The following is a 26,503-nucleotide window of genomic DNA, read 5'->3' as shown; positions in this document are numbered from 1 at the left end:
AATGAAGATTACTGCAATTGAAACTTACGTGTGCAATGCACGTATGAGGAATTGGATTTTTGTTAAAGTAGTGACCGACCAACCGGGTTTATGGGGTTGGGGAGAAGCTACCTTAGAGTGGCATACCAAAAGTGTTGTTGGTGCTATCGAAGACATTTCTCAATTATTGATAGGCGAAGACCCTAGAAGAGTAGAATACTTGTGGCAAATGATGTACCGCCAGCATTTTTGGCACGGCAACGGCATTGTTCGTGGTACGGCTATCAGCGGTATCGATATCGCCCTTTGGGATATTGTAGGTAAAATACACAATGTGCCTTGTCACGAACTTTGGGGTGGTAGAGTAAGAGACCATATTCGCTTGTACTGTCATTTAGGTGGTGGTAAAATGGAAGATTTTTACGAAACTGCTCCTGGCGATGCAAAGCGTTTCGGCGAATTGGCTCAAGCTGCAGTAGAAGAGGGTTTTACTGCCTTCAAATCTATGGCGGTTCCAGAAACAATGCCTTTAGAAGGTTTGCGCCCGGTTAAATATGCAGAAGCTTGTGTGGCGGCAATGAGAGATGCAGTTGGGGATGATATCGATATTATGGTAGATTGCCACGCTCGTCCTAGCCCTAGAATGGGGATGTTGTTTGCGAAAGCTTTGGAACCTTATGGCTTGTACTTTTTCGAAGAGCCTTGTTGGCCAGAAACCATGGAAGATATTGCTTTAATTCAGAGAGCTGTACAAACACCAATTGCTTCTGGTGAACGTTTGGTAGGTGTGCATGCGTTTAGACAATTGTTAGAAAAACGTGCTGTAAGTGTAATTCAGCCAGATATTACCCACTGCGGAGGTTTAAGTGAAGCTCGTAAAATTGGCGCATTGGCCGAAGCTTACCGAGTTTCTATGGCACCACATAATCCACAAGGGCCAGTAAGTACAGCTGCTTCTATCGAGTTAGGTTTTGCTACGCCTTCGTATATCATTTGCGAAAGCGTACATAAAGATGTAGAGTGGCGAGAAGATGTCGTTTCTGAAGGATTTACGGTTCAGAAAGAAGGCAGACTTGTATTGCCTAATGGCCGACCAGGTTTAGGTATCGAGATTAACGAAGAAGAAGTTAAAAAGCATCCCTTTCAGCAAGAAGTTTTGCAAAGAACATTTTATAAAGATGGTAGCGTAGGCGACTGGTAATCACAAAATATGCAGGAATTGAAAGATAAGGTAGTTATTATTAGTGGCGGATTGGGCGATATTGGTTTGGCCATTGCCACCGCTTATTTAAAAGCACAGGCTATTGTGGTGTTAAGCGATATTGTGCCTTTGGATAAAGCGAAAGATAAACTGCTTTTGTTTAAAGACTACAAGGGTAATTTTGAGTACAAATGTCTAAACGTTTCTGATTATAAAGAGGTTGAAGTTTTTATCAACGAAGTTGAAACCAAGTATGGCCAAATAGACCATTGTATTTCTAACGCTGCTCGAGTAACCATCAAAGATTTTAAGACTTTAAGTCCCGAAGAATGGTCAACGGAAATGCGTGTAAACGTAGACGGGGCTTTCTATTTTGCCAATTTTGCTGCCAAAAGCATGGTGCAAAAGCAAGTTAAAGGCAGTATCTTATTCTTAGGAAGTTGGGCTGCACATGCGGTTCATCAAAATTTACCAGCTTACAGCGTTTCCAAATCCGCTGTGCGTATGATTAACCAAACCATGGCGCTAGAATATGCTGCAAATGGTATCAGAGTTAACGAAATAGCACCTGGTTATGTAAATGCAGGCTTAAGTAAAACCGTTTGGAGCGAATTGCCAGAGCAAAAATCTATTTCGCAAACTAAAGTCCCGTTAGGTAAAATTATGGAAGCCGATGAAGTTGCTGCGCAAGTATTGTGGCTAAATTCTAGTCAATGCCAACACGTAACGGGTTCTACTTTTTTAATGGATGGCGGACTGTCGCTGCTTAGACCTTAATCTATCGAATTTAATATGGCTACTGTATCTCCAAGCTCGGTTACTTCGTTAAAATTTCAAATTATTGAGGCAGATATTACATCTCCGAAAGGAATTTATTCGAGAAATTGGGGGGCGGCTAAGTTTGATGTGGCTTCGGGTGTACATAAGCCGTTATTCTTATCCTGTTTAGTTACACAAAGTGATGACGGGACTTTAGGTGCAATTATAGCTGCAGATTTAGGTTGGTGGAAAAACAACGATGATGAACGCAATTTAAGAACTGCCATTATTGAAGCCTGTGGTTTGAAGGAAGAGCAGTTGTTGTTTTGTCTGTCGCATACACATGCTGGACCAAGCATTTGTACTAACGATAAAGACCAAAATGGTGGCGAACATATCATTCCCTATTTGGAGTTTTTGAAGAAAACAGCCATCGAGAGCATCAACAATGCAATAGAAAGTCTAATGGATGGCTTTTTATCTTGGGAGTACGGCTGTTGCGATTTGGCAACCAAAAGAGATTTAAATCTCAATGGAGAATATCTGATAGGCTACGACCCATCTGCAAAACCTGACCAGACACTTTTGGTTGGAAAATTAAGCAATGCTGATGGAGAACTGAAAGCGATAATTTGTAACTACGCTTGTCATCCAACTACGTTTGCTCACGAAAATACGCTCATTTCTCCAGACTATGTGGGAGCAATGCGTGAACTGATTGCTGAGAAATTAAACATTCCGACTTTGTTTTTGCAAGGCGCATCCGGAGATTTGGCACCTAAAAAACAATACGTTAAAGACCCAGAAATAGTAGATGCCAATGGTAGAAAATTAGGCTTTGCTATTTTATCGACTTTAGAAAATACATCGCCAGTTGGCAAAAAATGGACTTTTGACCACGCTTTACAATCGGGTGCGCCTTTGGCTATTTATGCTGAAAAGGAAGTTGTTCCGAGCCAAGTTTTTAGGCAGATAAAATTTGAAGTAAACATTCCTTACAAACAGTTAGACAGCATAGAAAAAATTGAGCAAGAGTTTAATGTTTGCGAAGATAGGGTGATGAAAGACCGTTTGTGGCGAAAATTAAATACCCGTAAATCAATTGGAGACCAAACTCATGCCGTACTGCCAGTATGGATTTGGCAATTTGGTGATGCTTTTATAGTTGCACAAGCCAACGAAGTTTACGCTATAGGACAGGAGCTGATTAGAGCGCATTTTAAAGATAGGGCTATCACTTTTATTAATATCGCCAATGGCTATTTAGGCTACTTACCGCCGCAAGATTTGTACGGAAAAGACATTTACGCAGTATGGCAAACGCCTTTCGAAAAAGGTGGATTAGAGCTGTTAATTGCTGAAGTAATTGAGAAAATAGAGCAGCTAACAACAACCTCATAAAACAACCAAACGGACTAACCAAACAACCTGAAATGAAACTTGAAATAATTGATATCGCAATTTTTACCATTTATATTATCGGTATTGTTGCGCTGGGATTGTATGCTTCGAAGCAGAGTTCCAAATCGAAAAGAGATTATTTCCTAGCGGGAGATAAATTACCATGGTGGATGATTGGAGGCAGTATTATCGCTGCAAATATCAGTAGCCATCACTTAGTAGGCGCAATGGGTGCGGCTTACGATAGAGGCTTCGTAGCTATCACTTTAGAATGGGGCGCAATATTAATTGGCTTCAATGCACTGTTGTGGATTTTCCTCCCTTTTTATATCAGAAATGGATTTTACACCGTTCCCGAATATTTAGAAAAGCGTTTCGGAACTTCAACCCGTGTATTGTATGCTGTCTTAATTTTGTTCACGTATATCTTCGTGGAGATAGGGGCGGTACTTTATTTAGGTGGTTTAACACTTCATGCGCTATTCGATATTCCAATTTTCTATAGTATTATCGGTATGGCGCTGTTAACAGGTTTATACACCGTTTTAGGTGGTTTAAAAGCTGTTATATGGACAGAAATGGTACAATTGGTGATATTGGTGTTGGGAGGTTTGGTACTTACTTTCGCTACTATTGATAAAGCTGGTGGTTTTGGGGCTATTGTAGAATCTTCGAAAGATTGGAAGATGTTCTATCCAGCTAATGACCCAGATTTTCCTTGGACGATGTATTTAGGTGGTTTGTTGTGTATCAGTGTGTTCTACTGCGCCACAAATCAGTTTATTGTACAACGTGTGTTGGCTGCAAAAAATGAGTGGCACGGACGCATGGGAGTTATTTTCGGCGATTATCTGAAATTTTTTGTGCCGCTAATTATTACCATTCCTGCTTTAGTAGCACCGGCATTTTTGCCAGCTTTAGAACAACCAGATTTACTTTTCTCGACCTTGGTTAAAACCTTATTACCTAGCGGATTGATAGGTTTGGTAATGGCTGGATTGATTTCGGCAATTATGTCGCATATTTCTGGAGCGATTAACTCTTGCACTACAATTTTGACGGTAGATGTTTACAGCGAATATATCAATAAGAATGCTACAGATGACCAAGCCATTCGTTTCGGCAAAAGGTCTGGCGTAGCAATTATCTTTTTTGGAATTTGTAGTGCTGTGTTGCTATTAAGCTATTCAGAAAAGCCAATATTTCTTTATTTGATGAACTTATACGGTTTGTTTACGCCGGGTATTGCTACCATGTTTTTGATGGGGGTTTTCTGGAAAAAGACAAAATCTCAAGGTGCTTTGGCGGCTGGACTTTTAACCATTCCATTATCTTTAATTATGGAGTTTTCTTTCCCAGATATGCCATTCTTTAACCGTACTGGAATTGTATTTTGGACTTGTATGATAGTTTGTGGCGTAGTAAGTCTATTATTTAAACCAAAAGAAGGACAAGAATTAGATAATTTGGTTATCAATTACGGAAAAGGCGGTGGTGCCTTAGCTAATCAATCTCCATCTTATAAAGGATTAAAAAATCCAACCTTATGGTGGGCAATTATTACGGCTGCAGTATTGTATTTTTACGTTAGATATTTTTAGCAATTATGGTCGAGGTTTCTCAAGAAATTATTCAATTATCAAAAGCTGTACATGAGGATGTTATAGCTTATAGAAGGCATTTGCATCAAAATCCTGAATTGTCTTTTCAAGAATATGAGACCTCAAAATTCATTAAATCCCAACTTGAAAAATTGGCAATTCCATACGAGGAGGTTGCAAATACTGGAGTGGTTGGCGTAATTGAAGGAACAAAACAAGCTACAGGAAAAACCATCGTTTTAAGAGCAGATATTGATGCATTACCCATCTGGGAAGAGAACGAAACTGAATTCGTTTCTCAAAAAGAAGGTTTAATGCATGCTTGTGGTCACGATTTTCATACCGCAAATTTGTTGGGTGTAGCAAGAATACTTCAGCAGTTAACACATACATTTTCGGGAAAGGTATTGCTTTTGTTTCAACCTGCGGAAGAAAGAGTTCCTGGTGGTGCAAAGGCGGTAATTGCATCTGGAATTTTAGAAAAATTAGGAGGAACCATTGCTGCAGTATTCGGTATTCACGTTAGTCCGCGGTTAGATACTGGACAGATTGGACTTTGTGCTGGTCGTTTTATGGCTTCTGCGGATGAGTTCTATTTAAAAATAAACGGAAGTGGCGGGCACGCTGCCGAACCAAATAGAGCAGTTGATACCATCATGGTTGCTGCACAATTGTTGACTAGCTTACAGCAAGTGGTAAGTAGAAAAGCAAATCCGCTAATGCCTAGCGTACTCACTTTCGGAAAGATTATTGGAAATGGCGCTGCAAATGTAATTCCAGACCATGTTTGGCTAGAAGGTACTTTTAGAACCATGGATGAAGAATGGCGTAAACAGGCTTTGCAGCATTTTGAAGAAATTGTTTATGGTACTGTAAAAATGTTAGGCGCAACAGCAGAGCTGGAAATTAAACACGGTTATCCGATGCTAATCAATGATGACGCTTTAAGTCAACATTTCAAATCTTCTGTAATTAATCACTTCGGCGCTGCACATTTGGAAGACGTACCGCAATGGATGGCGGCTGAAGATTTTGCCTATTATTCGCATAAATATCCTTCCGTTTTCTTTTTGGTAGGGATAAAAAATGAGCAACAAAGGGTTCAATATGGACTTCATAATGCCAAATTCGATTTAGATGAACAAGCTTTTTTAACTGCTATGCAGGCAATGACAACTAGTTGCCTTGATTTTTTGGAGGAAGCGAATGGATAGAAGAAAGTTTGTAGCTGCGGCTGGTACTTTAAGTTTAGCCTCTATGGTTTACGGTTCAGAGAGTTTAGCGCAATCAAACTCAAAAAAACGTATTGGAATAGTTGGATTGGACTCTTCCCATGCCATTGCCTTTACTAGAGAACTGAATGCAAATGCAGCAAATGATAATTATAAAGGTTATCAAGTAGTTGCAGCTTATCCAATGGGAAGTCCGAGTATTCCCTTAAATGCACAACGTATTCCAAAGTTTACTGAAGATATTAAGAAGCTTGGTGTAGAAGTGGTATCGAGTATTGAAAAACTATTAAAAAAGGTAGATTTTGTACTGCTCGAAACCAATGACGGTAATAAGCATCTGGAACAGGCAGAAATCATACTTAAAGCCAAAAAGCCTTTATTTATCGATAAACCTATTGCTAATAGCTACCAGGCTGCTTTGAAGATATTTGAACTATCTGAAAAGTATAAAACTCCAGTATTTTCGACCAGTTCGCTGAGATACATTTCAGGTATTGGAGAAATAGATAAGAAAACAGTTTTAGGTGCTGATGTCTATTCGCCTGCCTATACCGAGCCGTCGCACAAAGATTTGTATTGGTATGGTATCCACGGTGTGGAAATGTTATTTACACTACTTGGCCCGAATTGCAAAAGCGTTCAAACTCAGCACACAGCTGATGCAGATATTTACACTGGCGAATGGGAAGATGGTAAAATAGGGACTTTGAGAGGAATTAGAAAAGGCGCCGACGGCTTTGGTGGTACAGTTTTCATACAAGATAAAATTGTACAGTTAGGGACCTTCCAAGGTTACAATCCACTCCTTAAGCAGATTGTTTCCTTTTTTGAAACAGGCGTAGTGCCAGTTAAACGAGAGGAAACTTTAGCAATCTGCAAATTTATAGACGCTGCTCATCAAAGTAGAGTAAATGGAGGCATCAGAGTACTTTTAAACAATTAGAGATATTTATCAATCAGCTAGTCGAAAAACTAGCTTTTAATAGAAACATAACACATGAAATTAATTCGTCACGGAAATTTAGGACAAGAGAAAATAGGTGTCCAAATTGATGCTAAACATTACGACCTTTCTGCTTTTGGAGAAGATTACAATGAGCAGTTTTTTGAAAGCAACGGAATTGAGCGTTTAAAAAGCTACATCAATGATAATAAAAATCAGTTAAAAGAAATATCTGCAGATAGTAGGATAGGTGCTCCAATTGACCGTCCATCTAAAATTGTGTGCATTGGCTTAAACTACTTGGATCATGCTAATGAAACAGGAGCTGCCATCCCGAAAGAACCTATCATTTTCTTTAAATCAACTACTTCTGTTGTTGGTCCGTTTGACAATATCATGCTGCCAAAAGATTCTGAGAAAACCGATTGGGAAGTGGAATTTGGTGTTGTCATTGGAAAAACAGCTAGATATGTTGAGGAGACTTCGGCTTTAGAATACGTAGCTGGTTATGTGCTCATCAACGATGTTTCTGAACGTGAATTCCAACTGGAAAGAGGAGGTACTTGGGATAAAGGGAAAGGGTGTGATACGTTTGCGCCAATGGGACCATACTTAGTTACCAGAGATGAAATGCCAGATATTTCGAACGTGGGTTTATGGCTGTCGGTAAATGGAGAGAAGCATCAGAATGGCACTACCAAAAACTTGATTTTTTCTGTGCCTGAGCTCATTGCTTATGTATCTAAATTCATGACTTTGTTGCCTGGAGATGTAATTTCTACCGGAACTCCAGCTGGTGTTGGTTTAGGCTACAAACCGCCAGTTTATTTAAAAGCTGGTGATGTAGTAGAGTTGGGTGCTGATGGTTTAGGTGTTTCTAGACAAACAGTAGTGCCGTTCAGCTAATTGGATAAAATTCAGTGATTCAAAATATCAATTCTTGTTGTTTTGAATCACTGAAAGTTCTTAGATTTTATAGCAAAAAAAATCCCTCAGTTTTGCAACTAAGGGATTTTAATTTTTGTACAGAAACGGGTTCTGTATTAGAACATTTATCGGGCTTTCTGACGATGGTTGAGAGCATTATCGAGAAAAATGAACTCAAAAAAAGTGGAAAAAATAAATAATAAGTTTTTTAGAATAGTGTTCGAAAGATTCAACAAAGAGAATTTTTCGAACACTTACAATCACGCATCTAGCTAATTAGATTATTAAATTTTAAACTTCCTCTACCGCATATCAGTGACACTCGGTTCATTGTCGAGTGAGCCAATTAAATAAAAGTTCTTTTTTAAATATCCAAACCAAGTTCTTATAGTATCTAAAGCCCTATATAAATCATTGCCAAGTTCATATTCTGCGGTATTAGTTTTTATTACATTAGTCCCAAAAATTTGTTCTGCTTCTGATTTGTCAATTACAAAACCATGATCTTTATATTTATAAACTAATTCTTCTGCAATAATTTTCGGGGTACGGGGCAACCCATCTGCATGAGTTTCAAGTAATTTTTCCGCATATTGCATCGCTGATTCAGCTACGCGTTCATAATATCCAAGATTTATAAGTGTTAAAGATGAGTTTAAATACTTTGCGAACATATCTGTTGACTCTGGATTAGTTTTTACAAGTTCCGCAATATGTTCAATTGAGTTTTTTAATCCTAAGGCAGGAAGGCCGTCTATTTGAGGGTCAATCGGTCCAAGTTCACTTAAGCTACCCATATGAATTTCGTTTGCTGCACAGCATATTAAAGTAGCTGCTGATTTGGCATGTCGAGGCACTGTAATTATTAAACTACCGTTAGAATATTCTCGACAAAGTTTTCCAATTAAATACGCAGATCCCGCAGAACCACCAGAAGAATATAAAACCAATAATAAAGGTTTTGAAGTGTCAAAATTTGTTACTGTGTATTTCGGAGATACTATCCATTCCTGTACGTTCCAAACTGTTCAGTAGGCACTATGGATTTATAGTTTGATGCTTACCGCACAGATCCTCTAAGAGAACACGAGATTCTTGTTGCCCTTCTGTTACCCCTTCATCTGTAATCCTGAAGGAAGCCTTCTTTTGCTTTGCAAAAGCCCTTACGAGCTACCAAAAGTACCCAATTGATAGCGGTCTTCAAATGGATGAGCTATCCAAGTTTGATTTCCTTTTAAAGTGGTATTTACTCAACCAAGAATCGATTTCGCTCATCAAACAACACCTTGTTCCAGAACACATCTGGATAGTCTTAAATCCTCTTAAAATCAGCCGATTGAACACTTTTCAGCGGAAATCAGTGCCACTTTGCGACGTTAGATGTGGCCAGTTTGCAAAAAAAGCAGTGGCCAGTTTTGGAATAATCTACAGATAGCCGCCATCCTTACTAAATTCAGGTAATTTCATGGCTCTACATGTTTTAATTACTTGGGCATTAATTAAGGTTTTATCAATGTTACTGGTTGGAGATTCCTCTTTAGCATCTAAGAAAAATAAATCTATGTCAGAATTCTCGGAAGCTTCATGTCTTCCGTAACTTCCGGTTGTATAAATACAAAGACTGTTTTTTGAAAGTTCATCAATATTCGCTATTTCTTTTCTAAATACATTTAAACGAACTTTACTAAATTCAATATGTTGTTTTATTTCCATTATTTTAAGAGCTAATTAATTTGCTGGTAGACAAATAGATGCAATATTTTCTATACAATCAAATTAATCCCGAAATAATTATAATGTTACTCTATTCTTATTATGAAAATATTAAAAAGAAAAGCTAAAAGGATATCAGATCGTGCAGTTAAAAAAGCAATCGTAAAAAGAGATAATTCAGAAATACATATAGTAAACAGTTATCCGAAGATTTATGCTGGAACTGAAAAAGAATTGTTAAGAAAGTTTGTGCAAGTTATTGTGAAGATAATCGAGAAAGAGGTTGATTTATAGGTTGTTATATAATTTTTAACATTTGTATGGTATTTTACAGCTATAGAAATAACTTGAAAGTTCAAGTTGCTGATAAATAGCATTTTAGGTGTTCAATCAACAAAAAACTAAACAGACTGGAAATGATTTTGAAACTAAATGATTATAATTATCTGATTACTAATGTATTAACTGCTTATTAAGTCTAATTCTTGCTAGAAAACCCAACAGATTTAGATGTAAAACAAAAAAACACAAACGCTTAACTAATTGATTGTTAAATGTTTGTGTTTTATTTCATTTGTACTGAAGGCGGGAATCGAACCCGCACGCCTGTTGAGGGCACAGGATTTTAAGTCCTGCGTGTCTACCAGTTCCACCACTTCAGCAAGCATAAAATGCTTTTAAAATTAAATGCCTCCTGGTAGGAAGGCATTTAGAGCGAAAGACGAGATTCGAACTCGCGACCCCGACCTTGGCAAGGTCGTGCTCTACCAACTGAGCTACTTTCGCATTGTTGATATCATCCGATATCTTTAAAACTGTTGGGCTTTTAAATAATTCCCTTTCGTTTTGGTGATGCAAATATACGCACATTTATATTTCTGTCAAGAAATATTTAATAAAAATTTAACATCTTAATCTAAGTCGATGTTTTTCAGTAAAATAAAAATTAAATCTTTTTCGAAGCCTTTGCTATGAAGATAATTTACAAGCTTAAATTGACGCTTAACAGCATTCTTTTCCTTTTCTACTCGCTGTTTTTTTTCCATTAAAATTTTCAATGTCTCAAAATACTCATCGCCATCAATGCTATTTAACGCTTTTTTAATGATTGGTTCAGGAACCCTTTTTAATTTCAAGCCCTGCTTTATTTTAATTTTGCCCCACTTCTTAATTTTAAACTTCCCAGAAACGTAAGCTAGTGCAAACCTTTCTTCATTGAGGAAATTTTCGGAAATAAGGGTAGAAATAATTTCTTCAACCTCTGTAGGCTTCATTTGCCATTCGTATAGCTTATCTCTAACTTCCTGCTGCGATCTTTCCTGATAAGCGCACCAATTCGCTGCTTTTTGTAAAGCCGTCTTTATATCATAGTTGTATTTCTTTTCTTTCTCGTTAGTCATCTGTTCCTTATACTATTTCATTGTGCTGTTGTCAATAATCTCGGCGCTTGCTCAGTTTATTGTGTTTATATTTGCCAGATGTTACCCGCACGATTAAATGATGAGTAATCATGTAGAGTTCATAAATATTTGCTGAAATTCGTAAAAAAATATCATTAAGTTATCATTGTAATGTCGAAGGCCACTATATATACTGTTGAACAAATTGCTGAAATTATTGACGGGAACGGCTTTTTTCATGATAAAACTTCGGTGGTAAAAAGTCTGGTCACTGATAGCCGTACCTTAAGCGATACGCTTCATGCCTTGTTTTTCGCAATTTCGGCACAACGAGATGGACATCAATTTATCGGTAGCGCTTACCAAAATGGGATTAGGAACTTTGTAGTTTCTCAAGAAATTCAGATCGAAAATTATCCTGAAGCAAATTGGATTAAAGTGGATGATGTGCTTTTGGCGCTACAGCAACTAACTTCTTATCATAGAAGAATACACCATTTGGATGTAATTGGCATTACCGGTAGTAACGGTAAAACTATTGTTAAGGAATGGCTTTATCAGTTGCTTTCTACAGATTACCATGTGGTGCGCAGCCCTAAAAGTTACAATTCTCAAATAGGTGTTCCTCTTTCTGTTTGGCAAATAAATGAACATCATAATTTGGGCATTTTCGAAGCTGGAATTTCTGCGCCGAATGAGATGGAGAAATTGGCGAAAATTATTCAACCTACTATTGGCGTGTTAACCAATATAAGAGAGGCGCACGACGAAGGTTTCGAAAGCAAACTAGAAAAGCTGACGGAAAAGCTTAAGCTATTTAACGATGTCGATACTTTTATTTACGCTCCCGAACACATCATTGCAGGGCTGCCTTTGCCCGACAAAAGGCATTTTACATGGAGTTTTATTGGCAAAGCCGATCTACAAATCGTTAACGTACAATTTAAAGATACTACTGCCGAAATCAAAGCAATATATAAACAGCAAGACATCAGTGTTATCGTACCTTTCAGCGATGCAGCTGCGGTTGAAAACGTAGTAATTTGTTGGGCAACTTTATTGTCGATGGGTTACAAGGTAGATGAAGTTGCTTTCCGACTGTCTCGCTTGATTAGGGTAGGGATGCGTTTGCAGTTGTTAAATGCCATTGACCATTGCTCGTTGATAGATGACAGCTATAGTGCTGATATCTCGTCTCTAGGTATTGCTTTAGATTTTCTTAATCAGCAAAACCAACATCCCAAAAGAACTTTAGTGTTGTCTGATTTGCATGAAACTGGAAAGTCTGCCGAAGAATTATATAAAGAGATTTCACTTTTACTGAAACAGAAGAAAATAGATCGATTAATTGGCGTTGGAGAGAACATTTCAGCTCATGTCCATCTTTTTAATTTAGAAAAAGCTTTCTTTCCAGATACGGAGACGTTTTTGTCTCAGATAGCTCAACTCAACTTTAATAATGAAACAATTTTAGTTAAAGGGGCACGTAGATTTGGCTTTGAACGAATTATCAAGCGTTTAGAGCAGAAAGTACACGATACCGTTTTAGAGATTAACCTCAATGCTTTGCTGTCTAACCTTCAATTCTACAAATCGAAATTGGCTTCTGGGGTGAAAACAATGGCGATGGTAAAGGCTTTTTCTTATGGTAGTGGGAGTTTCGAGATTGCCAATCTATTGCAATACCACAAAGTGGATTATCTGGCAGTAGCTTACGCCGATGAAGGTATCGCCCTGCGCAAAGCAGGTATTACATTGCCTATTATGGTTATGAGCCCCGAACCTTCAGCCTTTGATGCCATGTTGAGATACAAATTGGAACCAGAGATTTACAGCCTCGAGGTTTTGCAGAATTTGCTACATTTTCTTCCTGCTGATGTTTCTGACTTTTCCGTGCATTTGAAGTTTGATACTGGAATGCATCGATTAGGATTTGAAGTTGAGCAAATTAGTGAGCTAAAGGCCGTACTTTCAGCTCATCAGCAGTTAAAGGTAGTCTCTGTTTTTACACATCTTGTGGCTACAGATGATACACAGCATGATGATTTTACAGAAATGCAAGTAGCTATCTTTTCAGAAATGTATAGGAAGCTAACGGACGTATTGGGTTATGAGCCGTTAAAGCATGTTTTAAATACATCGGGCATCACACGTTGGCAAAAATACCATTTCGATATGGTTCGTATCGGCATAGGTCTATATGGTTTCGATGGTGCGCTACCTAACAGCGAAGGATTACAGACCGTAGCTGCTTTAAAAACTACAGTATCGCAAATCAAAACATTAGCTCCAAAAGAGACAGTGGGGTATGGGCGTAAGGGTAGCTTGCCGAATGGCGGTAAAATAGCTACCGTAAAAATTGGATATGCCGATGGCTACAGCCGTGCTTTTGGTAATGGCACGGGGAAAATGTTGGTAGATGGAAAATTAGCACCAACCGTAGGTTCAATCTGCATGGATATGTGCATGTTAGATGTAACTGATATAGAAGTTGAAGTAGGCGATGAGGTTGTCGTTTTCGGTCACCACCCTAGTATTGTTGATTTAGCACAAGAAATTAATACCATTCCTTACGAGATTTTAACCAACGTTTCACAACGTGTAAAGCGGGTTTATTATTACGAATAGAGGGAATTGCATGGCTTTCCAATAAACTAATGACCAATGAACTATTGAACCAACTAAAAAAGGTTAATTTTGCGGTATGAATAAGATTGGAAGAGCGCTGTTAAATTATCTCATCAAAGGGTTGTTAATTGTAATGCCGATTGCCCTGAGCATTTTCATCGTAGTTTGGGCGGTAAGTACGGTAGATAGTTGGCTAAACATCAATAATATCTTAGGAGTAGATCCAAATACAGGTGCTAGTCGTAACATTCCGGGTTTGGGTTTGGTGTTGGTATTGGCTATTATCTTGTTGGCGGGTATTTTTGTAACTTATTTCGTAACCGAGCCAATGTACAATTGGTTTAGGCGCTGGCTCAACAAATTGCCGCTTTTTAATTTTATTTATACTTCAATTAAAGATTTAACCGAGGCTTTCGTAGGTGACGAGAAAAAGTTTAACCACCCAGTGCTCGTAGAAACCGAGGGAGATATGAAACGCATAGGTTTTCTTACGCAAAATGATTTAAGCAAACTAGATTTGCCAGGCGAAGCGATCGTTTATTTTCCGTTCTCTTACTCGTTTGCAGGCCAAATCTATGTGGTAAAAAAAGAAAAGATAAAGCCTTTAAACATGAGCGCTGCCGATGCTATGAAATTGGTAGTAAGTGGTGGTGTAACGCAAATTTAAATACCTCTTGTTGCAACCATTACCGCCACAAATGCAATTAATAGTACTAATATACGTGAAAAGAATTCTTTAACGTAAAGACCTGTTATCAGCGCTAGTTCATTATCTAAATTTTGCCCTGTAACCGTACCCGAGCCAGAAGATGCTCTAAAGTGCATGTTGGTGTCTTGATGGTTACTCACATTCCAGCTACTTAACCAACTATTGCTGTAATTCCAAGTGAAGGGAACTTGGTTTTTTAAGGCAATAACTGCCCTAAATTGCCACATGTGAAAGGTAATAATTCCTAGTTCTTCGTTGTTATCGCCATAAATAGTGGTGGTAATATTAGAAAAACCTTTGCATCTAAAATGGTAGTTCTTTTGCGACATAATTCCGAGAGCATGGTTGTTCCATGTCTCAAAAATGAGATTACCACAAATTTGGCCATCACAAAAAATCTGATAAGAACTATCAAATACGCCTTTTGTCCATGTAACTGCCTTTTCCATGATAGGTTTTTCTTTTTAGATGTAGTTGGTAACGCTTAGTTACATTTTCTTTCTACCTGCAAGCTCAATTTACTTTGATATTACAGAACGTAGCAAAATGATGCTTGTTTGATTTGTAATTGAATTTTTAGAAAAGCATAGCCATTACTACTATGGATTGATAGTCCCGCTTTACGTTAAAATCTTTTTTGACATTGTCATCGTGAGTTTATCGAAGGATCTGTTTCATATTTTGCACATGCTTCGACTACTTGTCCCGACCATTCGGGAAGCTCAGCATGACATCCAGGGGGTAAAGACAGTAACAAAAAAAAGTATTTCCACTTCAATCGGGTTTAGGTGGCACTTGCTATGCAACAAACTTTGTCAATCTTCTTTGCAAGTGCACATTAAGATTGACAAAGTTAAATAGGTTAAACTCCCTGTCATCCCTAGTTTCGAGGAATAATCTATTAATCATAATGTTATTAAGTCTATCTATTAGACCTTTCGCTGCGCTCTTGGCGCTAAACTATATGTGTTATGCTGTTTGCGTATTGAGGGGAAAGAAATGAAGTGTTTAGTACCGAATTATGTTAAATAGCCCGGATTGAAACGGAAATACTTTTTGTTGAGATATGGAAAATAGTAGCGCTTCTTTTATTTAACCACATACATTAGAATGAAGGAAAAGCTGACAAAAAGATTATAGTGTAAAGCCGGACGACCGAAAATAGCTACACTAAACCAGCGCTTCTAAAAACAAAAAAGGAGCGTAAGAATTAACTTACACTCCACGTTAATTGAGTTGGGATATTAGAAGTTTGGTTTCAATACATACTTGTCATAGAACCTGAAGATATGCTCTGCAGCTTCTTCGGCGGTGTCTACCAACCTAAATAAGTTTAGATCTTCTGCATGAATGTTGTGTTCCTTTTCTAGCATGGTGTTTTTGATCCAATCTACCAAGCCGCCCCAATAATCGGTACCTACCAATACGATTGGGAAACGGGCAATTTTACCAGTTTGGATTAAAGTTAATGCTTCGAAAAGCTCGTCCATAGTACCCATACCGCCAGGCAATACGATAAAACCTTGCGAGTATTTCATGAACATTACTTTGCGTACAAAGAAATAATCGAAGGTTAACAAACGACTAGGTTCTATGTACTTATTGTGGAACTGCTCAAACGGTAAATCGATATTTAAACCTACAGATTTACCACCGTTTAAGTGCGCTCCTTTATTTCCCGCCTCCATAATACCGGGGCCACCGCCTGTAATTACACCGTAACCACGTTCGGTTAACAACTGGCCGCATTGTACAGCCAGTTGGTAATATGGGTTGGTTTCTGCCGTTCTGGCCGAACCGAAAATACTTACACAAGGACCAATTTTCGAAAGTTTCTCAAATCCATCCACAAACTCGGCCATGATTTTAAAAATCTGCCAGCTATCTGTTACTTTAATTTCTTGCCAATCTTTGTTGGCAAATGCACTTCTTATCTTCTCTTCACTGTTCATAGACTAATATTATGGTTAAAATCTAGTTTGCTGATCTGTTTTTTTGCTGATCAGCATTAAGCCCATAAAAGTAATGAATCCATTTATTAAAATTAGCTCTACGCTAAAAACATATCCGCCAAGCAATTTTTGCGCATTGGTAGCGAATAGGTAGCATAGAAATGGAGAAACGATACAAACAATTGGCACTAATTTGTCGTGCAAACCACGAGATTTTACAAATAAACCGAACGAGTAAAGCCCTAACAATGGTCCGTAAGTGTATGATGCAATTAAGAAAATTAAACTTACTACAGATGAGCTGTTTAGTGCATTAATAACTAATATTACTACAAAAAGTAACAGTGAAAAACCGATGTGCACCATGTGTCTTTTTCTAACGGCACCAGGTTTTTCGGCATTTTCTTTTTTGCTCATACCTAAGAAATCTACACAAAATGAGGTTGTTAACGCTGTTAAAGCGCTATCTGTGGTAGCAAAGGTAGCTGCAGTTAAACCTAACATAAACACAGCAGCAGGTATTGTTGCCAAGTGGTTTAGTGCAATGGTAGGGAATAATAAATCGGTTCTTGGCTTGCCTGTAATGTGGTCTAACGGAACCTCAATGCCATTTTTTGCTGCGAAAATATAAAGTAAAGCACCTACACTTAAAAAGAAGATGTTAAGTACAACGAAGATACCAGTGAAGGTAAACATGTTTTTTTGCGCCTCTCCAATGGTTTTCATACTCAAGTTCTTCTGCATCAAATCTTGGTCTAAACCTGTCATGGCAATGGTTACGAAAATACCACCAATGAATTGTTTAGAGAAGTGAAATTTGCTTGATATAAAATCTTCGTAGAAGAATACTTTTGAATAGCTGCTGCTTTTAATAGTTTCAAATGCTTGTCCGATAGTTAAGTTTAAGCTGTCGGTAACGAAATAAATCGTTAAGAAAACAGACAATACCAAGAAGAACGTTTGTAAGGTATCGGTAATGATGATGGTTTTTAACCCTCCTTTAAAAGTGTAAGACCAAATTAGACCTAATGAAATTAACACGGTTGCCCAAAAAGGAACGCCATAAGAATCGAATATAAATCTTTGTAGTACCAACACTACCAAGTACAATCTTGCCGCAGAACCCAATGTACGGCTAAGCAAAAAGATTGTAGCCGCCGTTTTATAGCTGTAATGGCCTAAACGTTGCTCTATATAACTGTAAATAGAGGTTAAATTCATTCTGTAATACAAAGGCAATAGTACCGTTGCAATAATGATAAAGCCTACTGCATTTCCTAAAACGAATTGGAAATACTGGAATTGGTTACCTCCAGGTGCACCAACTTCGCCAGGAACAGAGATGAAAGTTACGCCAGATAAGGCAGTACCTATCATACCAAAGGCTACCAAATACCACTTAGAATTCTTATTTGCTAAGAAAAATGTAGAATTATCTGATGAATTTTTTGATGTCGCAAAAGCGATTGTAATTAAGAGGCCGAAATAGCCTATTAAAAAACATAACAATAGTGTAGAACTCATATATAATTTGATTAGTTGCTAAAAGTAGCAAAAACTTGCTAAAACTTGCAACTTGGTTTTCTAAAAACAGCAAAAGTTAGTAAAAATAAATGAGTTGGATACCTACTTTTGGCAAAGCAGGCGTTTAAGCGAAAATTAATTTGTAAAATATATCTATCAGCGATAAATAATCTGTGCATCTGTGGTAAATAACTAATAAATTTGCATTATGAATTTTTCTTCAAAGTTGCTCGAAGATGCAGTAAGTGAGTTTGGTAAATTGCCGGGTATTGGACAAAAAACCGCTCTACGTTTAGTTTTACATCTTTTAAATAAAGAGCAGGCTGAAGTAACCAACTTTGGAAATACTTTAATCAAATTAAAGAATGAAATAAAAAACTGTAAGGTTTGCCATAATATTTCTGATTTTGAAACTTGCGGTATTTGTGCAGCTATTAAAAGAGAAAAGGATGTAATTTGTGTGGTAGAGGATACAAGAGATGTGATGGCGATAGAAAACACCAATCAATATTTTGGTGTTTATCATGTATTGGGCGGCTTAATATCTCCTATGGATGGCGTTGGTCCATCAGATTTGAATATCGAAACTTTGGTAGAACGGGTAAGAACTGCCGAAGTGCGTGAAGTTATTTTAGCTTTAAGTGCCAATATGGAAGGTGATACCACTTTGTTCTATTTACATAAAAAATTGAAGGAATTTAATATCCCAATTACTACTATTGCGAGAGGTATTGCCTTTGGAGGGGAGTTAGAATATGCTGACGAAATTACTTTGGGACGGTCTATCGTAACCAGAGTGCCTTACGAACCATCTATGTTGAAATAGCTGCCTTCATCTACCGAAGAAGCATCTGAATTGAAAAACAAAAAGGAAACGGAAATTATGAGTTTGAAGAATAAAATTGTTGTAATTACAGGAGCATCGTCTGGAATTGGTAGAGCTTTAGCAGAAGAAATGGCTAAAAGGGGAGCTAATTTGGTGTTAGGTGCCCGTCAGTATGTTACACTGTGTGAAATTACCGCAGAACTACAGCAGAAATATAATGTTAAAGCATTGGCTATCCAGGCTGATGTGACAAAGGAAGAAGACTGTAAATCATTGATTGATCAAGCTACTCTTACCTTCGGGAAAATAGATGTGCTAATTAACAATGCCGGTTTATCGATGCGGGCTTTGTTTAAAGATGTAGATCTTGCGGTGCTTAAAAACTTGATGGATGTTAATTTTTGGGGTACAGTGTACTGCACCAAGTATGCTTTGCCAGAAATTCTGAAAACCGAGGGGAGTGTAGTCGCAGTTTCGTCTATTGCAGGTTACAGAGGCTTGCCGGGAAGAACCGGCTATTCTTCGTCTAAATTTGCTATGAATGGTTTTATGGAGTGTTTGCGTACCGAAATGCTAAAAACTGGCGTTCATGTGATGGTGGCTTGCCCCGGTTTTACCACTTCAAATATCCGCGTTGCGGCGTTAGCTCAAGATGGGCAAGCGCATGGCGAAACCAGCATGGAAGAAGGAAAGATGATGAGCGCCGAGGAGGTTGCGGCAAGAATTTGCGATGGCATTGAGCAGCGCAAGCGAACCCTGATCATGACACGCCAGGGCAAGCTGGCTGTTTGGGTGAATAAACTATTTCCAAAATTTGCAGACAAAAAGGTTTTCGAACTCTTCACGAAGGAGAAAAACCCACTCATTAAGTAATGAAGCAAAATTTATACAAAACGCTCGCTTTTGTATTGCTTGGGGTAATCCTAAATCTTTTTTTGTGTGCGCCTGTTTTTGCTCAGCAATTACCTAAAACACCAAAAAATACCGACGATTATATCCGTATTATAAAGTATTATCGTTATCTCAATCCTGATTCTGCCTTGATTTACGTAAAGGAAGGTCTCAAATTAGCAGAACAACAAAGAGATGATCTGGGAAGAGCCGCATTGCTTAACCAACATGGAATGATTGACGATAATGCTACGAGATACCGAGATTCGCGGGAAAAATACTTAGAAGCGGAAGCTATTTATCGTGAAAAGGGAGATGATATAGGCTTAGCTGCAACCATCGTTAGACTAGGTGTTGTAGAAAAACGTAAGGGTAATTATGATAAAGCGCTAGCTTATTTTATGGAAGCGTTAAATATAAGCGAGAAAAATAATCATAAACTAGGGATGTTGGAAGGCAGGGTTGTATTTGCTGAGGCATATTACAGTTTAGGAGAATATCAAAATGCCTTGAGCAATCTCCGAATTGCTGAAGAAATTGATAAACAAATTCCGCTGTCCAATCTTTCGTTGAACATGTATATCAATTTTGGTTACGTGTATACGAAGTTGGGTGAGTATGAAAAGGCAATTTCTTACGTAAATACGGGACTTTCAAAAAGTAATAAGATAGAGTTTAATGGTCTTAAAATTAGTTTGCTTAGACAATTAGCTACAGCTTATTTTAAGCAGGGGAAAAGTAAAGAAGCCGTAAAAGTTTATAAAGAAGCACTAAGTTTCACTAGAGAAATAAAAAACGTGCTGCGAGAACAAACTACCTTGGTAGAACTTTCTGATGTGTACGCAATAAAGCAACCTGACAGTGCTTTGTTCTTCCTTTTGCAATCTTTAGAAATTGCAGAAAAGCATAAAATGTACCGCCAACAGATTACTGCGCTAGATAAAATTGGTGATTTGTACAAAGCCAAGGGGAATTTAGCGAAAGCACTTTTGTATTTGGAGAAGCGCAGCGAGCTTGCCGAAAAAGTATTCTACACCGATATGATGAAACAGGTATCGAGTTTGGAAAGTGCTTATGAGCTAGAAAAATCAAAAGCACAGCTTAACGAGCTAACGCTAAAAAATAGAGATCAGCAGATTTTTTACAACATTATTCTTTCTATTGCAGTAGCAATTTTTGTAGTGTTGGTAATAACCTTGGTGTACTATTTCAGATCGAAACATCTAAATAAGTTGCTTAAAAAAGCTAATCTAGAGCTCGAAGAGAGTAATGAAATTAAGGATAAATTCTTTTCTATTATTGCCCATGACATACGCTCGCCTTTGGTATCTACCATTAGTATCTTAAGGCTGATTAACGACAAAGAACTTGATGAGGAAATACAACATCGAATGGTGAATAAGCTTATGCTGCATTGTGATAGTAGCTTGGAAATACTGGATAAGTTGTTAAAGTGGGGACAAATGCAGATTAAAGGAGTGCGGTTAAATACTTCAGAATTTGATCCATTGCCTAATATTTTAAGGAATTTAGGTTTGCTTCAGGAAGCTGCTGCACAGAAAAATATTGCAATTAATGTAGATATTCCAGCTGATATTATGTTGGAGGCAGATGCTGATCACTTTGATTTTGTGATTAGAAATTTAACAGCAAATGCAATCAAATTCACTAATAATAATGGCGAGGTAAGTTTAAAAGCAGAAGCCGTAAGTAAAAGCAAGATCAAATTTGAAGTAAGAGATAATGGTGTAGGTATTAACCAAGCTAGAATTAAGAAGCTTTTTGAATTGTCAGCAACAGGAACCAGGGGTACTAAATCTGAAGAAGGGACTAGCCTTGGTCTAATTATCTGTAGAGAATTTGTAGTGGCAAACGAAGGGGAACTCGAAGTAAGTAGTGAAGTTGGCAAAGGCACTACGTTTTCGTTCACCATGAAAGGTTTTTTAAAAAAGATTGCATAAAACATAGATTGGTGTTGCATTTATAGAAAAACAATTACATATTTGCTTACAGAATGAGAACATTAAACGTAAATACAATTTGGTGGTGGCATAACGCAATAGCGTGATGTAACCTTTTGTACGTTTATTTTTTAATAAGAATATTTTAAAAGGTTGCTGATGAGGCAACCTTTTTTTGTTTATACAACCATGAAGCAGATACTTAACCATTTATTTGAAAATAAAACTTTTAGCAGAGCTGAAGCACAAAAAATATTGACTTCTATTGCTTTGGGAGAATTTAACCATTCGCAAATTGCAGCCTTTATTACGGCTTACGGTATGAGAAATATTACTGTAGAAGAGTTGCAGGGTTTCCGCGATGCGATGTTAGAATTAGCGCTAAAAGTAGATTTCTCTGATTTTGAACTAATAGATCTTTGTGGCACTGGCGGCGATGGAAAGGATACCTTCAACATTTCTACTTTGGCTTCATTTGTTGTAGCTGGAGCAGGATATCAGGTGGCAAAGCACGGTAATTATGGAGTTTCTTCGGGCTGTGGCTCTAGTAACGTAATGGAATACTTGGGCTATTCGTTTACCAACGATGAAGGTGAATTAAAACGCAGCTTAGATAAAGCTGGAATTTGTTTCATCCACGCACCGCTGTTTAATCCAGCGATGAAAACCGTAGCACCGATACGTAGGGAATTGGGAGTGAAAACCTTCTTCAATATGCTTGGACCAATGTGTAATCCGGCAAAGCCGAAAAACCAAATGGTAGGTGTGTTTAGCTTAGAATTGGCTCGTATTTACGCATATTTATACCAGCAAACAGATAAAAATTACAGTATTGTTCACGCAGTAGATGGTTTTGATGAAGTTTCCTTAACCTGTGATTTTAAAACTTTCACCAAAAAAGGAGAAGCTTTATTAAAGGTAGCTGATTTGGGTTTTGAAAAACTAGAGGAGAGTGCAATTCAAGGTGGAGATACGATTGAATCATCTGCTAAAATATTTACTGATGTTTTAAATGGAAATGCAACGGATGCTCAGAATAATGTTGTACTGTGCAATGCCGCTTTAGCAATACAGACGATTAATCAAGATAAAACTTTTGCAGATTGTTATTACGAAGCGGAAGAATCGTTGTTAAATAAAAAAGCGTTAGGAAGTTTTAAGAGTTTGGTTAACGCCTAAATTAATTACCACCTAAGGAACCTAAGCGCATTTTAGCCTTAAGAAACTGATGTGAACTAAGGTGTCTAAGGTGGTTCAAATTTGATATGAAATTAAAAATCAAAGTTTGCGGAATGAAACATGCAGCCAACATTGTCGCCGTAGCAGATTTGCATCCAAATTATTTGGGTTTCATCTTCTATGAAAAATCGCCGAGATACATTAGCGAAGTTTCTGCGGAGTTGATTAAATACGTGCCACAAGAAATTAAAACCGTAGGTGTTTTTGTAGATGAGGATCTAGAAAGTGTAAAAGCTTTAGTGCAAAAGCATTATTTAAAAGCAGTGCAGTTACACGGTAAGGAAGATGTAGCATACTGCACAGCGATAAAGCAAACAGGAGTTGAAGTAATCAAAGCTTTTGGCGTTCATCCAAATTTTGATTTTAGTGTTTTAGAAGCTTATGAAGCTGTGGTAGACTATTTCTTATTTGATACGCAAACCTCGGCGCATGGCGGTTCGGGTAAAGTTTTTGATTGGACTTTGCTCAATAACTATCAGTTAGATAAACCCTATTTTTTAAGTGGCGGAATAGATTTGAACCACGCTGAACACATAGAAGCGATTAAGGATGAACGATTATATGCAGTCGATATCAATAGTAAATTTGAGATAGAGCCTGGTTTGAAGAATGTAGATAAATTGAAAGAGTTTTTTAAAAAATAGAATTAAACAATTCGTCATATCGACGAGGAACGAGGAGATATCTGACAAGTAGCTAGATTTCTCGTCGCTACGCTCACTCGAAATGACGATAAGGACAACATAACATGAATTATTTTGTAGACGAAAGAGGTTATTATGGTGATTTCGGAGGTGCTTACATCCCCGAAATGCTGTATCCAAATGTAGAAGAATTACGCCAAAAATATCAATCGGTAATTGACGATGAACAATTTCAACAAGAGTTCAAAGCGTTGCTGAAAGATTATGTAGGAAGACCTTCGCCATTGTACCTAGCGAAAAGATTGTCGGAAAAGTATGGAGCAAACATCTTCCTTAAACGAGAAGATTTGAACCATACTGGAGCACACAAAATCAATAATACGATTGGTCAAATTTTATTAGCAGAGAAACTCGGTAAAAAGCGTATCATCGCCGAAACAGGTGCTGGTCAACATGGCGTGGCTACAGCTACAGTTTGTGCTTTGCGTGGCTTAGAATGTGTAGTTTACATGGGCGAAGTGGATATTAAACGTCAGGCACCAAACGTGGCTAGAATGAAAATGTTGGGAGCAAAGGTTGTTCCAGCAACTTCCGGAAGTAAAACCTTAAAAGATGCCACTAACGAAGCCATGAGAGATTGGATTGCTAATCCCGTAGATACGCATTATATCATTGGCTCGGTGGTTGGCCCGCATCCTTATCCAGATATGGTGGCGCAATTTCAGTCTATCATTTCCTTCGAAACTAAAAAACAACTGAAAGAACAAACCGGTAGCGAACTGGCAGATTATGTTTTAGCTTGTGTAGGTGGAGGTAGCAATGCGATGGGCATGTTCTATCATTTTATTGATGATGAAAGTGTGAAATTAGTTGCAATTGAAGCTGCAGGTAAAGGGGTGAACAGCGGGTTTTCTGCGGCAACAACCACCTTAGGTAAAGAAGGTGTGTTGCACGGCAGTAGAAGTATCTTAATGCAAACCGAAGATGGTCAGGTGGTAGAACCTCATTCGGTTTCGGCAGGTTTAGATTACCCAGGAATTGGCCCACAACATGCGCATTTGTTTAAAACTGGCAGAGGTTTATATGCTTCTATCACAGATGACGAAGCTTTGCAAGCAGGCTTACTTTTAACTCAATACGAGGGGATTATTCCAGCAATTGAAAGTGCTCACGCTTTGGCGTACCTAGAGAAAATGGAATTTAAAGGTGGCGAAAATGTGGTGGTTTGCCTTTCAGGTAGAGGCGATAAAGACATGGAAACGTATATGAAATATTTTAATTTATAGTGAAGAGATAAGCGTTGAGGGTTTGGCGATTTGAACAGTACGCCTAACGCAAGACGCCTAACGCAAGACGCATAAAATGAACAGACTTCAACAATTATTTGAAAAACAACAGAAAGGCTTACTTTCTATTTATTATACAGCGGGTTATCCTAGTTTAAATGAAACTTTAAAAATTGCAGAAACTTTAGAGCAATCTGGAGCTGATTTCTTGGAAATAGGTTTTCCTTATTCGGACCCTGTAGCTGATGGACCGGTAATTCAAGCAAGTAGCAAGCAATCTTTAGATAGTGGAATGACTTTGCCTGTTTTGTTTGAACAGCTAAAAGATTTACGCCAAAAAGTAACTATTCCCATTTTATTGATGGGTTATGTAAATGTGGTACTTCAATATGGTGTAGAAGCTTTCTGTCAGAAATGCAAAGAAGTAGGAGTGGATGGTTGCATTATTCCAGATTTACCAATGTACGAATATGAAGAGATGTACCAAACTACTTTTGAAAAGTACGGTCTAAGCAATATATTTTTGGTAACGCCACAAACATCTGAAGAACGTATCCGTAAAATTGATGGATTGAGCAACGCTTTTATTTATCTAGTTTCTTCTGCTGCAACAACTGGCGGTAATTTATCAGTTTCTGAAAATTCAACAACTGCCTATTTTAAACGCATTGCCAATATGCAATTGAAAAATCCATTTGTGATAGGTTTTGGTATTTCTAACAAAGAAACTTTTGATGCTGCGAATGAATACGCTAGTGGTGCAATTATTGGCAGTGCTTTTGTGAAAAATCTAGATGCAAATAATCTAGAAGGAAGCATTAAGACTTTTATGAAGCAGTTTAGATAGTTCTTTATCTATGTGCTCCCTGTCATTCTGAGCGTAGCGAAGAATCTAGTTAATAGATTACTAGTACCTCGGAATGACAAGGTTTAATAATTCTCCGCTATATAAGCAATTGCTTCCTCCTGACTTAGTGCCGAGAAATCCTTGTAACGGTCATGCAAATCAATAATTTCTGCAAGTGCTTTCTCTACTAAATCTTTGTTGTTCCAGTTCTTAAGATGGGCAATTACCGTGGCTAAGCAACCTTTCTTGTAAGCAATTTGTCCAATTACATGAACTAAAGTGCTACTCACTCGCTTAGTCGGGTCGTTTTCTAATCGTTGTAAAAGTGGTAAAATGTCTTGAGGATATTTCCGTCCACGAAGTTCAATGCCGTGACAAATTTCTCTTCTAATTTCTTTATCTGGATGTGTTAAATAAGTTTCTGCCCAAGCAAGTACGGGTTTCGGATTTACTTCGCCCATCTTTTTAACCGAACCAATTACTGCATTTCGCACAGAATGGTGTTCGTCAAATAATCCTTTATCGAAGAAATGCTGTACAGCTTCAAAGTTTTTTTTGCCTATTTCTCCTGCGGCATTAATTACTGTTTGTCGTACTTTAAAATCATCGTTGAGCAACAAATCTTCTAGTAATTTAGTGATAGCAGTTAAGTAGTTGTTGTCAGATTGGTACATTTTTCCAATAGCCAGATAAGCCGTTTTTCTGATATAAGTATCTTCATCAGCAAAATACAAAGCAGATTTTGCCAACTTACCTTCAGCTATTTCCTTTAAAATAACTTCATTAATTTGTTGTACAAGCTGGTCGCGTTCTTCTTTTGGTAGGTCGTAGAAAGCCATT

24 protein-coding genes and 2 tRNA genes are annotated in these 26,503 nt (G+C 37.7%); 17 read left to right on the top strand and 9 right to left on the bottom strand.

Features of this window, described 5'->3' with window-relative positions; translation table 11 throughout:
* The first annotated feature begins 1 nt into the window (after window position 1).
* The 7 genes from dgoD to AC23ME_RS07955 are packed head-to-tail and all read left to right on the top strand — an operon-like array spanning window position 2 to window position 8,022.
* Entirely contained in the window at window positions 2-1,180 is a 1,179-nt protein-coding gene (gene dgoD / locus AC23ME_RS07985; RefSeq protein ID WP_487727226.1) for a galactonate dehydratase, read from the top strand.
* Window positions 1,181-1,189: 9 nt separating this feature from the next.
* On the top strand, window positions 1,190-1,957 hold the full coding sequence (locus tag AC23ME_RS07980; RefSeq protein ID WP_487727225.1) for an SDR family NAD(P)-dependent oxidoreductase: 768 nt from the start codon (window positions 1,190-1,192) through the stop codon (window positions 1,955-1,957).
* A gap of 15 nt (window positions 1,958-1,972) precedes the next feature.
* A complete protein-coding gene (locus tag AC23ME_RS07975; RefSeq protein WP_487727224.1) occupies window positions 1,973-3,340 on the top strand; it encodes a hypothetical protein in 1,368 nt (455 codons plus the stop codon).
* A 32-nt stretch (window positions 3,341-3,372) separates the two neighbouring features.
* Window positions 3,373-4,941: a sodium:solute symporter family transporter gene (locus AC23ME_RS07970; protein ID WP_487727223.1), complete on the top strand. Its 1,569-nt coding sequence runs from the start codon at window positions 3,373-3,375 to the stop codon at window positions 4,939-4,941.
* Between the two features lie 5 nt (window positions 4,942-4,946).
* Window positions 4,947-6,155 (top strand): M20 metallopeptidase family protein, encoded by a 1,209-nt coding sequence (locus tag AC23ME_RS07965; RefSeq protein WP_487727222.1) that lies wholly within the window; start codon window positions 4,947-4,949, stop codon window positions 6,153-6,155.
* Window positions 6,148-7,116: a Gfo/Idh/MocA family protein gene (locus tag AC23ME_RS07960; protein ID WP_487727221.1), complete on the top strand. Its 969-nt coding sequence runs from the start codon at window positions 6,148-6,150 to the stop codon at window positions 7,114-7,116. Before AC23ME_RS07965 ends, AC23ME_RS07960 begins: the two co-directional genes overlap by 8 nt.
* A 54-nt stretch (window positions 7,117-7,170) precedes the next feature.
* Window positions 7,171-8,022 (top strand): fumarylacetoacetate hydrolase family protein, encoded by an 852-nt coding sequence (locus tag AC23ME_RS07955; RefSeq protein ID WP_487727220.1) that lies wholly within the window; start codon window positions 7,171-7,173, stop codon window positions 8,020-8,022.
* Window positions 8,023-8,345: 323 nt separating this feature from the next.
* Here the strand turns inward: AC23ME_RS07955 and AC23ME_RS07950 are convergent, their stop codons facing one another.
* Together AC23ME_RS07950 and AC23ME_RS07945 are read right to left on the bottom strand one after the other, a co-directional pair.
* Window positions 8,346-9,047 (bottom strand): SDH family Clp fold serine proteinase, encoded by a 702-nt coding sequence (locus tag AC23ME_RS07950; protein ID WP_487727744.1) that lies wholly within the window; start codon window positions 9,045-9,047, stop codon window positions 8,346-8,348.
* Between the two features lie 421 nt (window positions 9,048-9,468).
* Complete coding sequence (locus tag AC23ME_RS07945; protein ID WP_487727219.1) at window positions 9,469-9,756, bottom strand: nucleotidyltransferase domain-containing protein; 288 nt, start codon at window positions 9,754-9,756, stop codon at window positions 9,469-9,471.
* 102 nt (window positions 9,757-9,858) lie between these two features.
* Between AC23ME_RS07945 and AC23ME_RS07940 the strand changes: the two genes are divergently transcribed.
* On the top strand, window positions 9,859-10,050 hold the full coding sequence (locus AC23ME_RS07940) for a hypothetical protein (protein WP_487727218.1): 192 nt from the start codon (window positions 9,859-9,861) through the stop codon (window positions 10,048-10,050).
* Window positions 10,051-10,333: 283 nt separating this feature from the next.
* Here the strand turns inward: AC23ME_RS07940 and AC23ME_RS07935 are convergent.
* From AC23ME_RS07935 to AC23ME_RS07925, 3 genes are all read right to left on the bottom strand, one after another.
* Window positions 10,334-10,418 (bottom strand) — tRNA-Leu (locus AC23ME_RS07935).
* A 51-nt stretch (window positions 10,419-10,469) separates the two neighbouring features.
* Window positions 10,470-10,542: transfer RNA gene (locus AC23ME_RS07930), tRNA-Gly, on the bottom strand.
* A gap of 125 nt (window positions 10,543-10,667) precedes the next feature.
* Window positions 10,668-11,156, bottom strand: coding sequence for a regulatory protein RecX (locus AC23ME_RS07925; protein WP_487727217.1), 489 nt, complete (start codon window positions 11,154-11,156; stop codon window positions 10,668-10,670).
* 171 nt (window positions 11,157-11,327) lie between these two features.
* Here AC23ME_RS07925 and AC23ME_RS07920 point away from each other — a divergent pair, with 171 nt between their 5' ends.
* Together AC23ME_RS07920 and AC23ME_RS07915 are read left to right on the top strand one after the other, a co-directional pair.
* Window positions 11,328-13,784, top strand: coding sequence for a bifunctional UDP-N-acetylmuramoyl-tripeptide:D-alanyl-D-alanine ligase/alanine racemase (locus AC23ME_RS07920; RefSeq protein ID WP_487727216.1), 2,457 nt, complete (start codon window positions 11,328-11,330; stop codon window positions 13,782-13,784).
* Between the two features lie 76 nt (window positions 13,785-13,860).
* Window positions 13,861-14,451, top strand: a complete 591-nt coding sequence (locus tag AC23ME_RS07915) for a DUF502 domain-containing protein (RefSeq protein ID WP_487727215.1) — start codon at window positions 13,861-13,863, stop codon at window positions 14,449-14,451.
* Here AC23ME_RS07915 and AC23ME_RS07910 read toward each other — a convergent pair.
* From AC23ME_RS07910 to AC23ME_RS07900, 3 genes are all read right to left on the bottom strand, one after another.
* Entirely contained in the window at window positions 14,448-14,942 is a 495-nt protein-coding gene (locus AC23ME_RS07910) for a hypothetical protein (RefSeq protein ID WP_487727214.1), read from the bottom strand. The two genes, AC23ME_RS07915 and AC23ME_RS07910, sit on opposite strands and share 4 nt — an antisense overlap.
* Before the next feature lie 795 nt (window positions 14,943-15,737).
* The gene (locus AC23ME_RS07905) at window positions 15,738-16,445 is read right to left on the bottom strand and encodes an LOG family protein (RefSeq protein ID WP_308850619.1); all 708 of its coding nucleotides are present in this window, start codon (window positions 16,443-16,445) and stop codon (window positions 15,738-15,740) included.
* Window positions 16,446-16,460: 15 nt separating this feature from the next.
* Complete coding sequence (locus AC23ME_RS07900) at window positions 16,461-17,969, bottom strand: sodium:solute symporter (RefSeq protein ID WP_487727213.1); 1,509 nt, start codon at window positions 17,967-17,969, stop codon at window positions 16,461-16,463.
* Window positions 17,970-18,177: 208 nt separating this feature from the next.
* Here AC23ME_RS07900 and recR point away from each other — a divergent pair, with 208 nt between their 5' ends.
* From recR to trpA, 7 genes are all read left to right on the top strand, one after another.
* On the top strand, window positions 18,178-18,795 hold the full coding sequence (gene recR, locus AC23ME_RS07895; protein ID WP_487727212.1) for a recombination mediator RecR: 618 nt from the start codon (window positions 18,178-18,180) through the stop codon (window positions 18,793-18,795).
* A gap of 57 nt (window positions 18,796-18,852) precedes the next feature.
* Window positions 18,853-19,668: an SDR family oxidoreductase gene (locus AC23ME_RS07890; RefSeq protein ID WP_487727211.1), complete on the top strand. Its 816-nt coding sequence runs from the start codon at window positions 18,853-18,855 to the stop codon at window positions 19,666-19,668.
* Window positions 19,668-21,647, top strand: coding sequence for a sensor histidine kinase (locus AC23ME_RS07885; protein WP_487727210.1), 1,980 nt, complete (start codon window positions 19,668-19,670; stop codon window positions 21,645-21,647). Before AC23ME_RS07890 ends, AC23ME_RS07885 begins: the two co-directional genes overlap by 1 nt.
* A gap of 189 nt (window positions 21,648-21,836) precedes the next feature.
* Window positions 21,837-22,826, top strand: coding sequence for an anthranilate phosphoribosyltransferase (trpD, locus tag AC23ME_RS07880; protein WP_487727743.1), 990 nt, complete (start codon window positions 21,837-21,839; stop codon window positions 22,824-22,826).
* Window positions 22,827-22,912: 86 nt separating this feature from the next.
* Window positions 22,913-23,530 (top strand): phosphoribosylanthranilate isomerase, encoded by a 618-nt coding sequence (locus tag AC23ME_RS07875; RefSeq protein WP_487727209.1) that lies wholly within the window; start codon window positions 22,913-22,915, stop codon window positions 23,528-23,530.
* A 104-nt stretch (window positions 23,531-23,634) separates the two neighbouring features.
* Entirely contained in the window at window positions 23,635-24,816 is a 1,182-nt protein-coding gene (trpB, locus tag AC23ME_RS07870) for a tryptophan synthase subunit beta (RefSeq protein ID WP_487727208.1), read from the top strand.
* Between the two features lie 76 nt (window positions 24,817-24,892).
* Window positions 24,893-25,663, top strand: coding sequence for a tryptophan synthase subunit alpha (gene trpA, locus AC23ME_RS07865; protein ID WP_487727207.1), 771 nt, complete (start codon window positions 24,893-24,895; stop codon window positions 25,661-25,663).
* An 83-nt stretch (window positions 25,664-25,746) separates the two neighbouring features.
* Here trpA and AC23ME_RS07860 read toward each other — a convergent pair whose 3' ends face one another.
* Window positions 25,747-26,502: a HEAT repeat domain-containing protein gene (locus AC23ME_RS07860; RefSeq protein ID WP_487727206.1), complete on the bottom strand. Its 756-nt coding sequence runs from the start codon at window positions 26,500-26,502 to the stop codon at window positions 25,747-25,749.
* Window position 26,503: the final 1 nt, after the last annotated feature.

Source organism: Pedobacter sp. T50_32, assembly GCF_057652195.1.
The sequence above is the reverse complement of the archived record's forward strand: the minus strand, read 5'-3'. Positions and strand labels throughout refer to the sequence as shown.

Coding starts and splice junctions, on each gene's coding strand:
- AC23ME_RS07920 (WP_487727216.1), top strand. CDS start 11,328: ATGTCGAAGGCCACTATATATACTGTTGAACAAATTGCTGAAATTATT.
- AC23ME_RS07910 (WP_487727214.1), bottom strand. CDS start 14,942: ATGGAAAAGGCAGTTACATGGACAAAAGGCGTATTTGATAGTTCTTAT.
- AC23ME_RS07925 (WP_487727217.1), bottom strand. CDS start 11,156: ATGACTAACGAGAAAGAAAAGAAATACAACTATGATATAAAGACGGCT.
- AC23ME_RS07980 (WP_487727225.1), top strand. CDS start 1,190: ATGCAGGAATTGAAAGATAAGGTAGTTATTATTAGTGGCGGATTGGGC.
- trpB (WP_487727208.1), top strand. CDS start 23,635: ATGAATTATTTTGTAGACGAAAGAGGTTATTATGGTGATTTCGGAGGT.
- AC23ME_RS07945 (WP_487727219.1), bottom strand. CDS start 9,756: ATGGAAATAAAACAACATATTGAATTTAGTAAAGTTCGTTTAAATGTA.
- AC23ME_RS07875 (WP_487727209.1), top strand. CDS start 22,913: ATGAAATTAAAAATCAAAGTTTGCGGAATGAAACATGCAGCCAACATT.
- trpA (WP_487727207.1), top strand. CDS start 24,893: ATGAACAGACTTCAACAATTATTTGAAAAACAACAGAAAGGCTTACTT.
- AC23ME_RS07940 (WP_487727218.1), top strand. CDS start 9,859: ATGAAAATATTAAAAAGAAAAGCTAAAAGGATATCAGATCGTGCAGTT.
- dgoD (WP_487727226.1), top strand. CDS start 2: ATGAAGATTACTGCAATTGAAACTTACGTGTGCAATGCACGTATGAGG.
- AC23ME_RS07975 (WP_487727224.1), top strand. CDS start 1,973: ATGGCTACTGTATCTCCAAGCTCGGTTACTTCGTTAAAATTTCAAATT.
- AC23ME_RS07960 (WP_487727221.1), top strand. CDS start 6,148: ATGGATAGAAGAAAGTTTGTAGCTGCGGCTGGTACTTTAAGTTTAGCC.
- AC23ME_RS07955 (WP_487727220.1), top strand. CDS start 7,171: ATGAAATTAATTCGTCACGGAAATTTAGGACAAGAGAAAATAGGTGTC.
- AC23ME_RS07900 (WP_487727213.1), bottom strand. CDS start 17,969: ATGAGTTCTACACTATTGTTATGTTTTTTAATAGGCTATTTCGGCCTC.
- AC23ME_RS07965 (WP_487727222.1), top strand. CDS start 4,947: ATGGTCGAGGTTTCTCAAGAAATTATTCAATTATCAAAAGCTGTACAT.
- AC23ME_RS07915 (WP_487727215.1), top strand. CDS start 13,861: ATGAATAAGATTGGAAGAGCGCTGTTAAATTATCTCATCAAAGGGTTG.
- AC23ME_RS07885 (WP_487727210.1), top strand. CDS start 19,668: ATGAAGCAAAATTTATACAAAACGCTCGCTTTTGTATTGCTTGGGGTA.
- AC23ME_RS07970 (WP_487727223.1), top strand. CDS start 3,373: ATGAAACTTGAAATAATTGATATCGCAATTTTTACCATTTATATTATC.
- recR (WP_487727212.1), top strand. CDS start 18,178: ATGAATTTTTCTTCAAAGTTGCTCGAAGATGCAGTAAGTGAGTTTGGT.
- AC23ME_RS07905 (WP_308850619.1), bottom strand. CDS start 16,445: ATGAACAGTGAAGAGAAGATAAGAAGTGCATTTGCCAACAAAGATTGG.
- trpD (WP_487727743.1), top strand. CDS start 21,837: ATGAAGCAGATACTTAACCATTTATTTGAAAATAAAACTTTTAGCAGA.
- AC23ME_RS07890 (WP_487727211.1), top strand. CDS start 18,853: ATGAGTTTGAAGAATAAAATTGTTGTAATTACAGGAGCATCGTCTGGA.
- AC23ME_RS07860 (WP_487727206.1), bottom strand. CDS start 26,502: ATGGCTTTCTACGACCTACCAAAAGAAGAACGCGACCAGCTTGTACAA.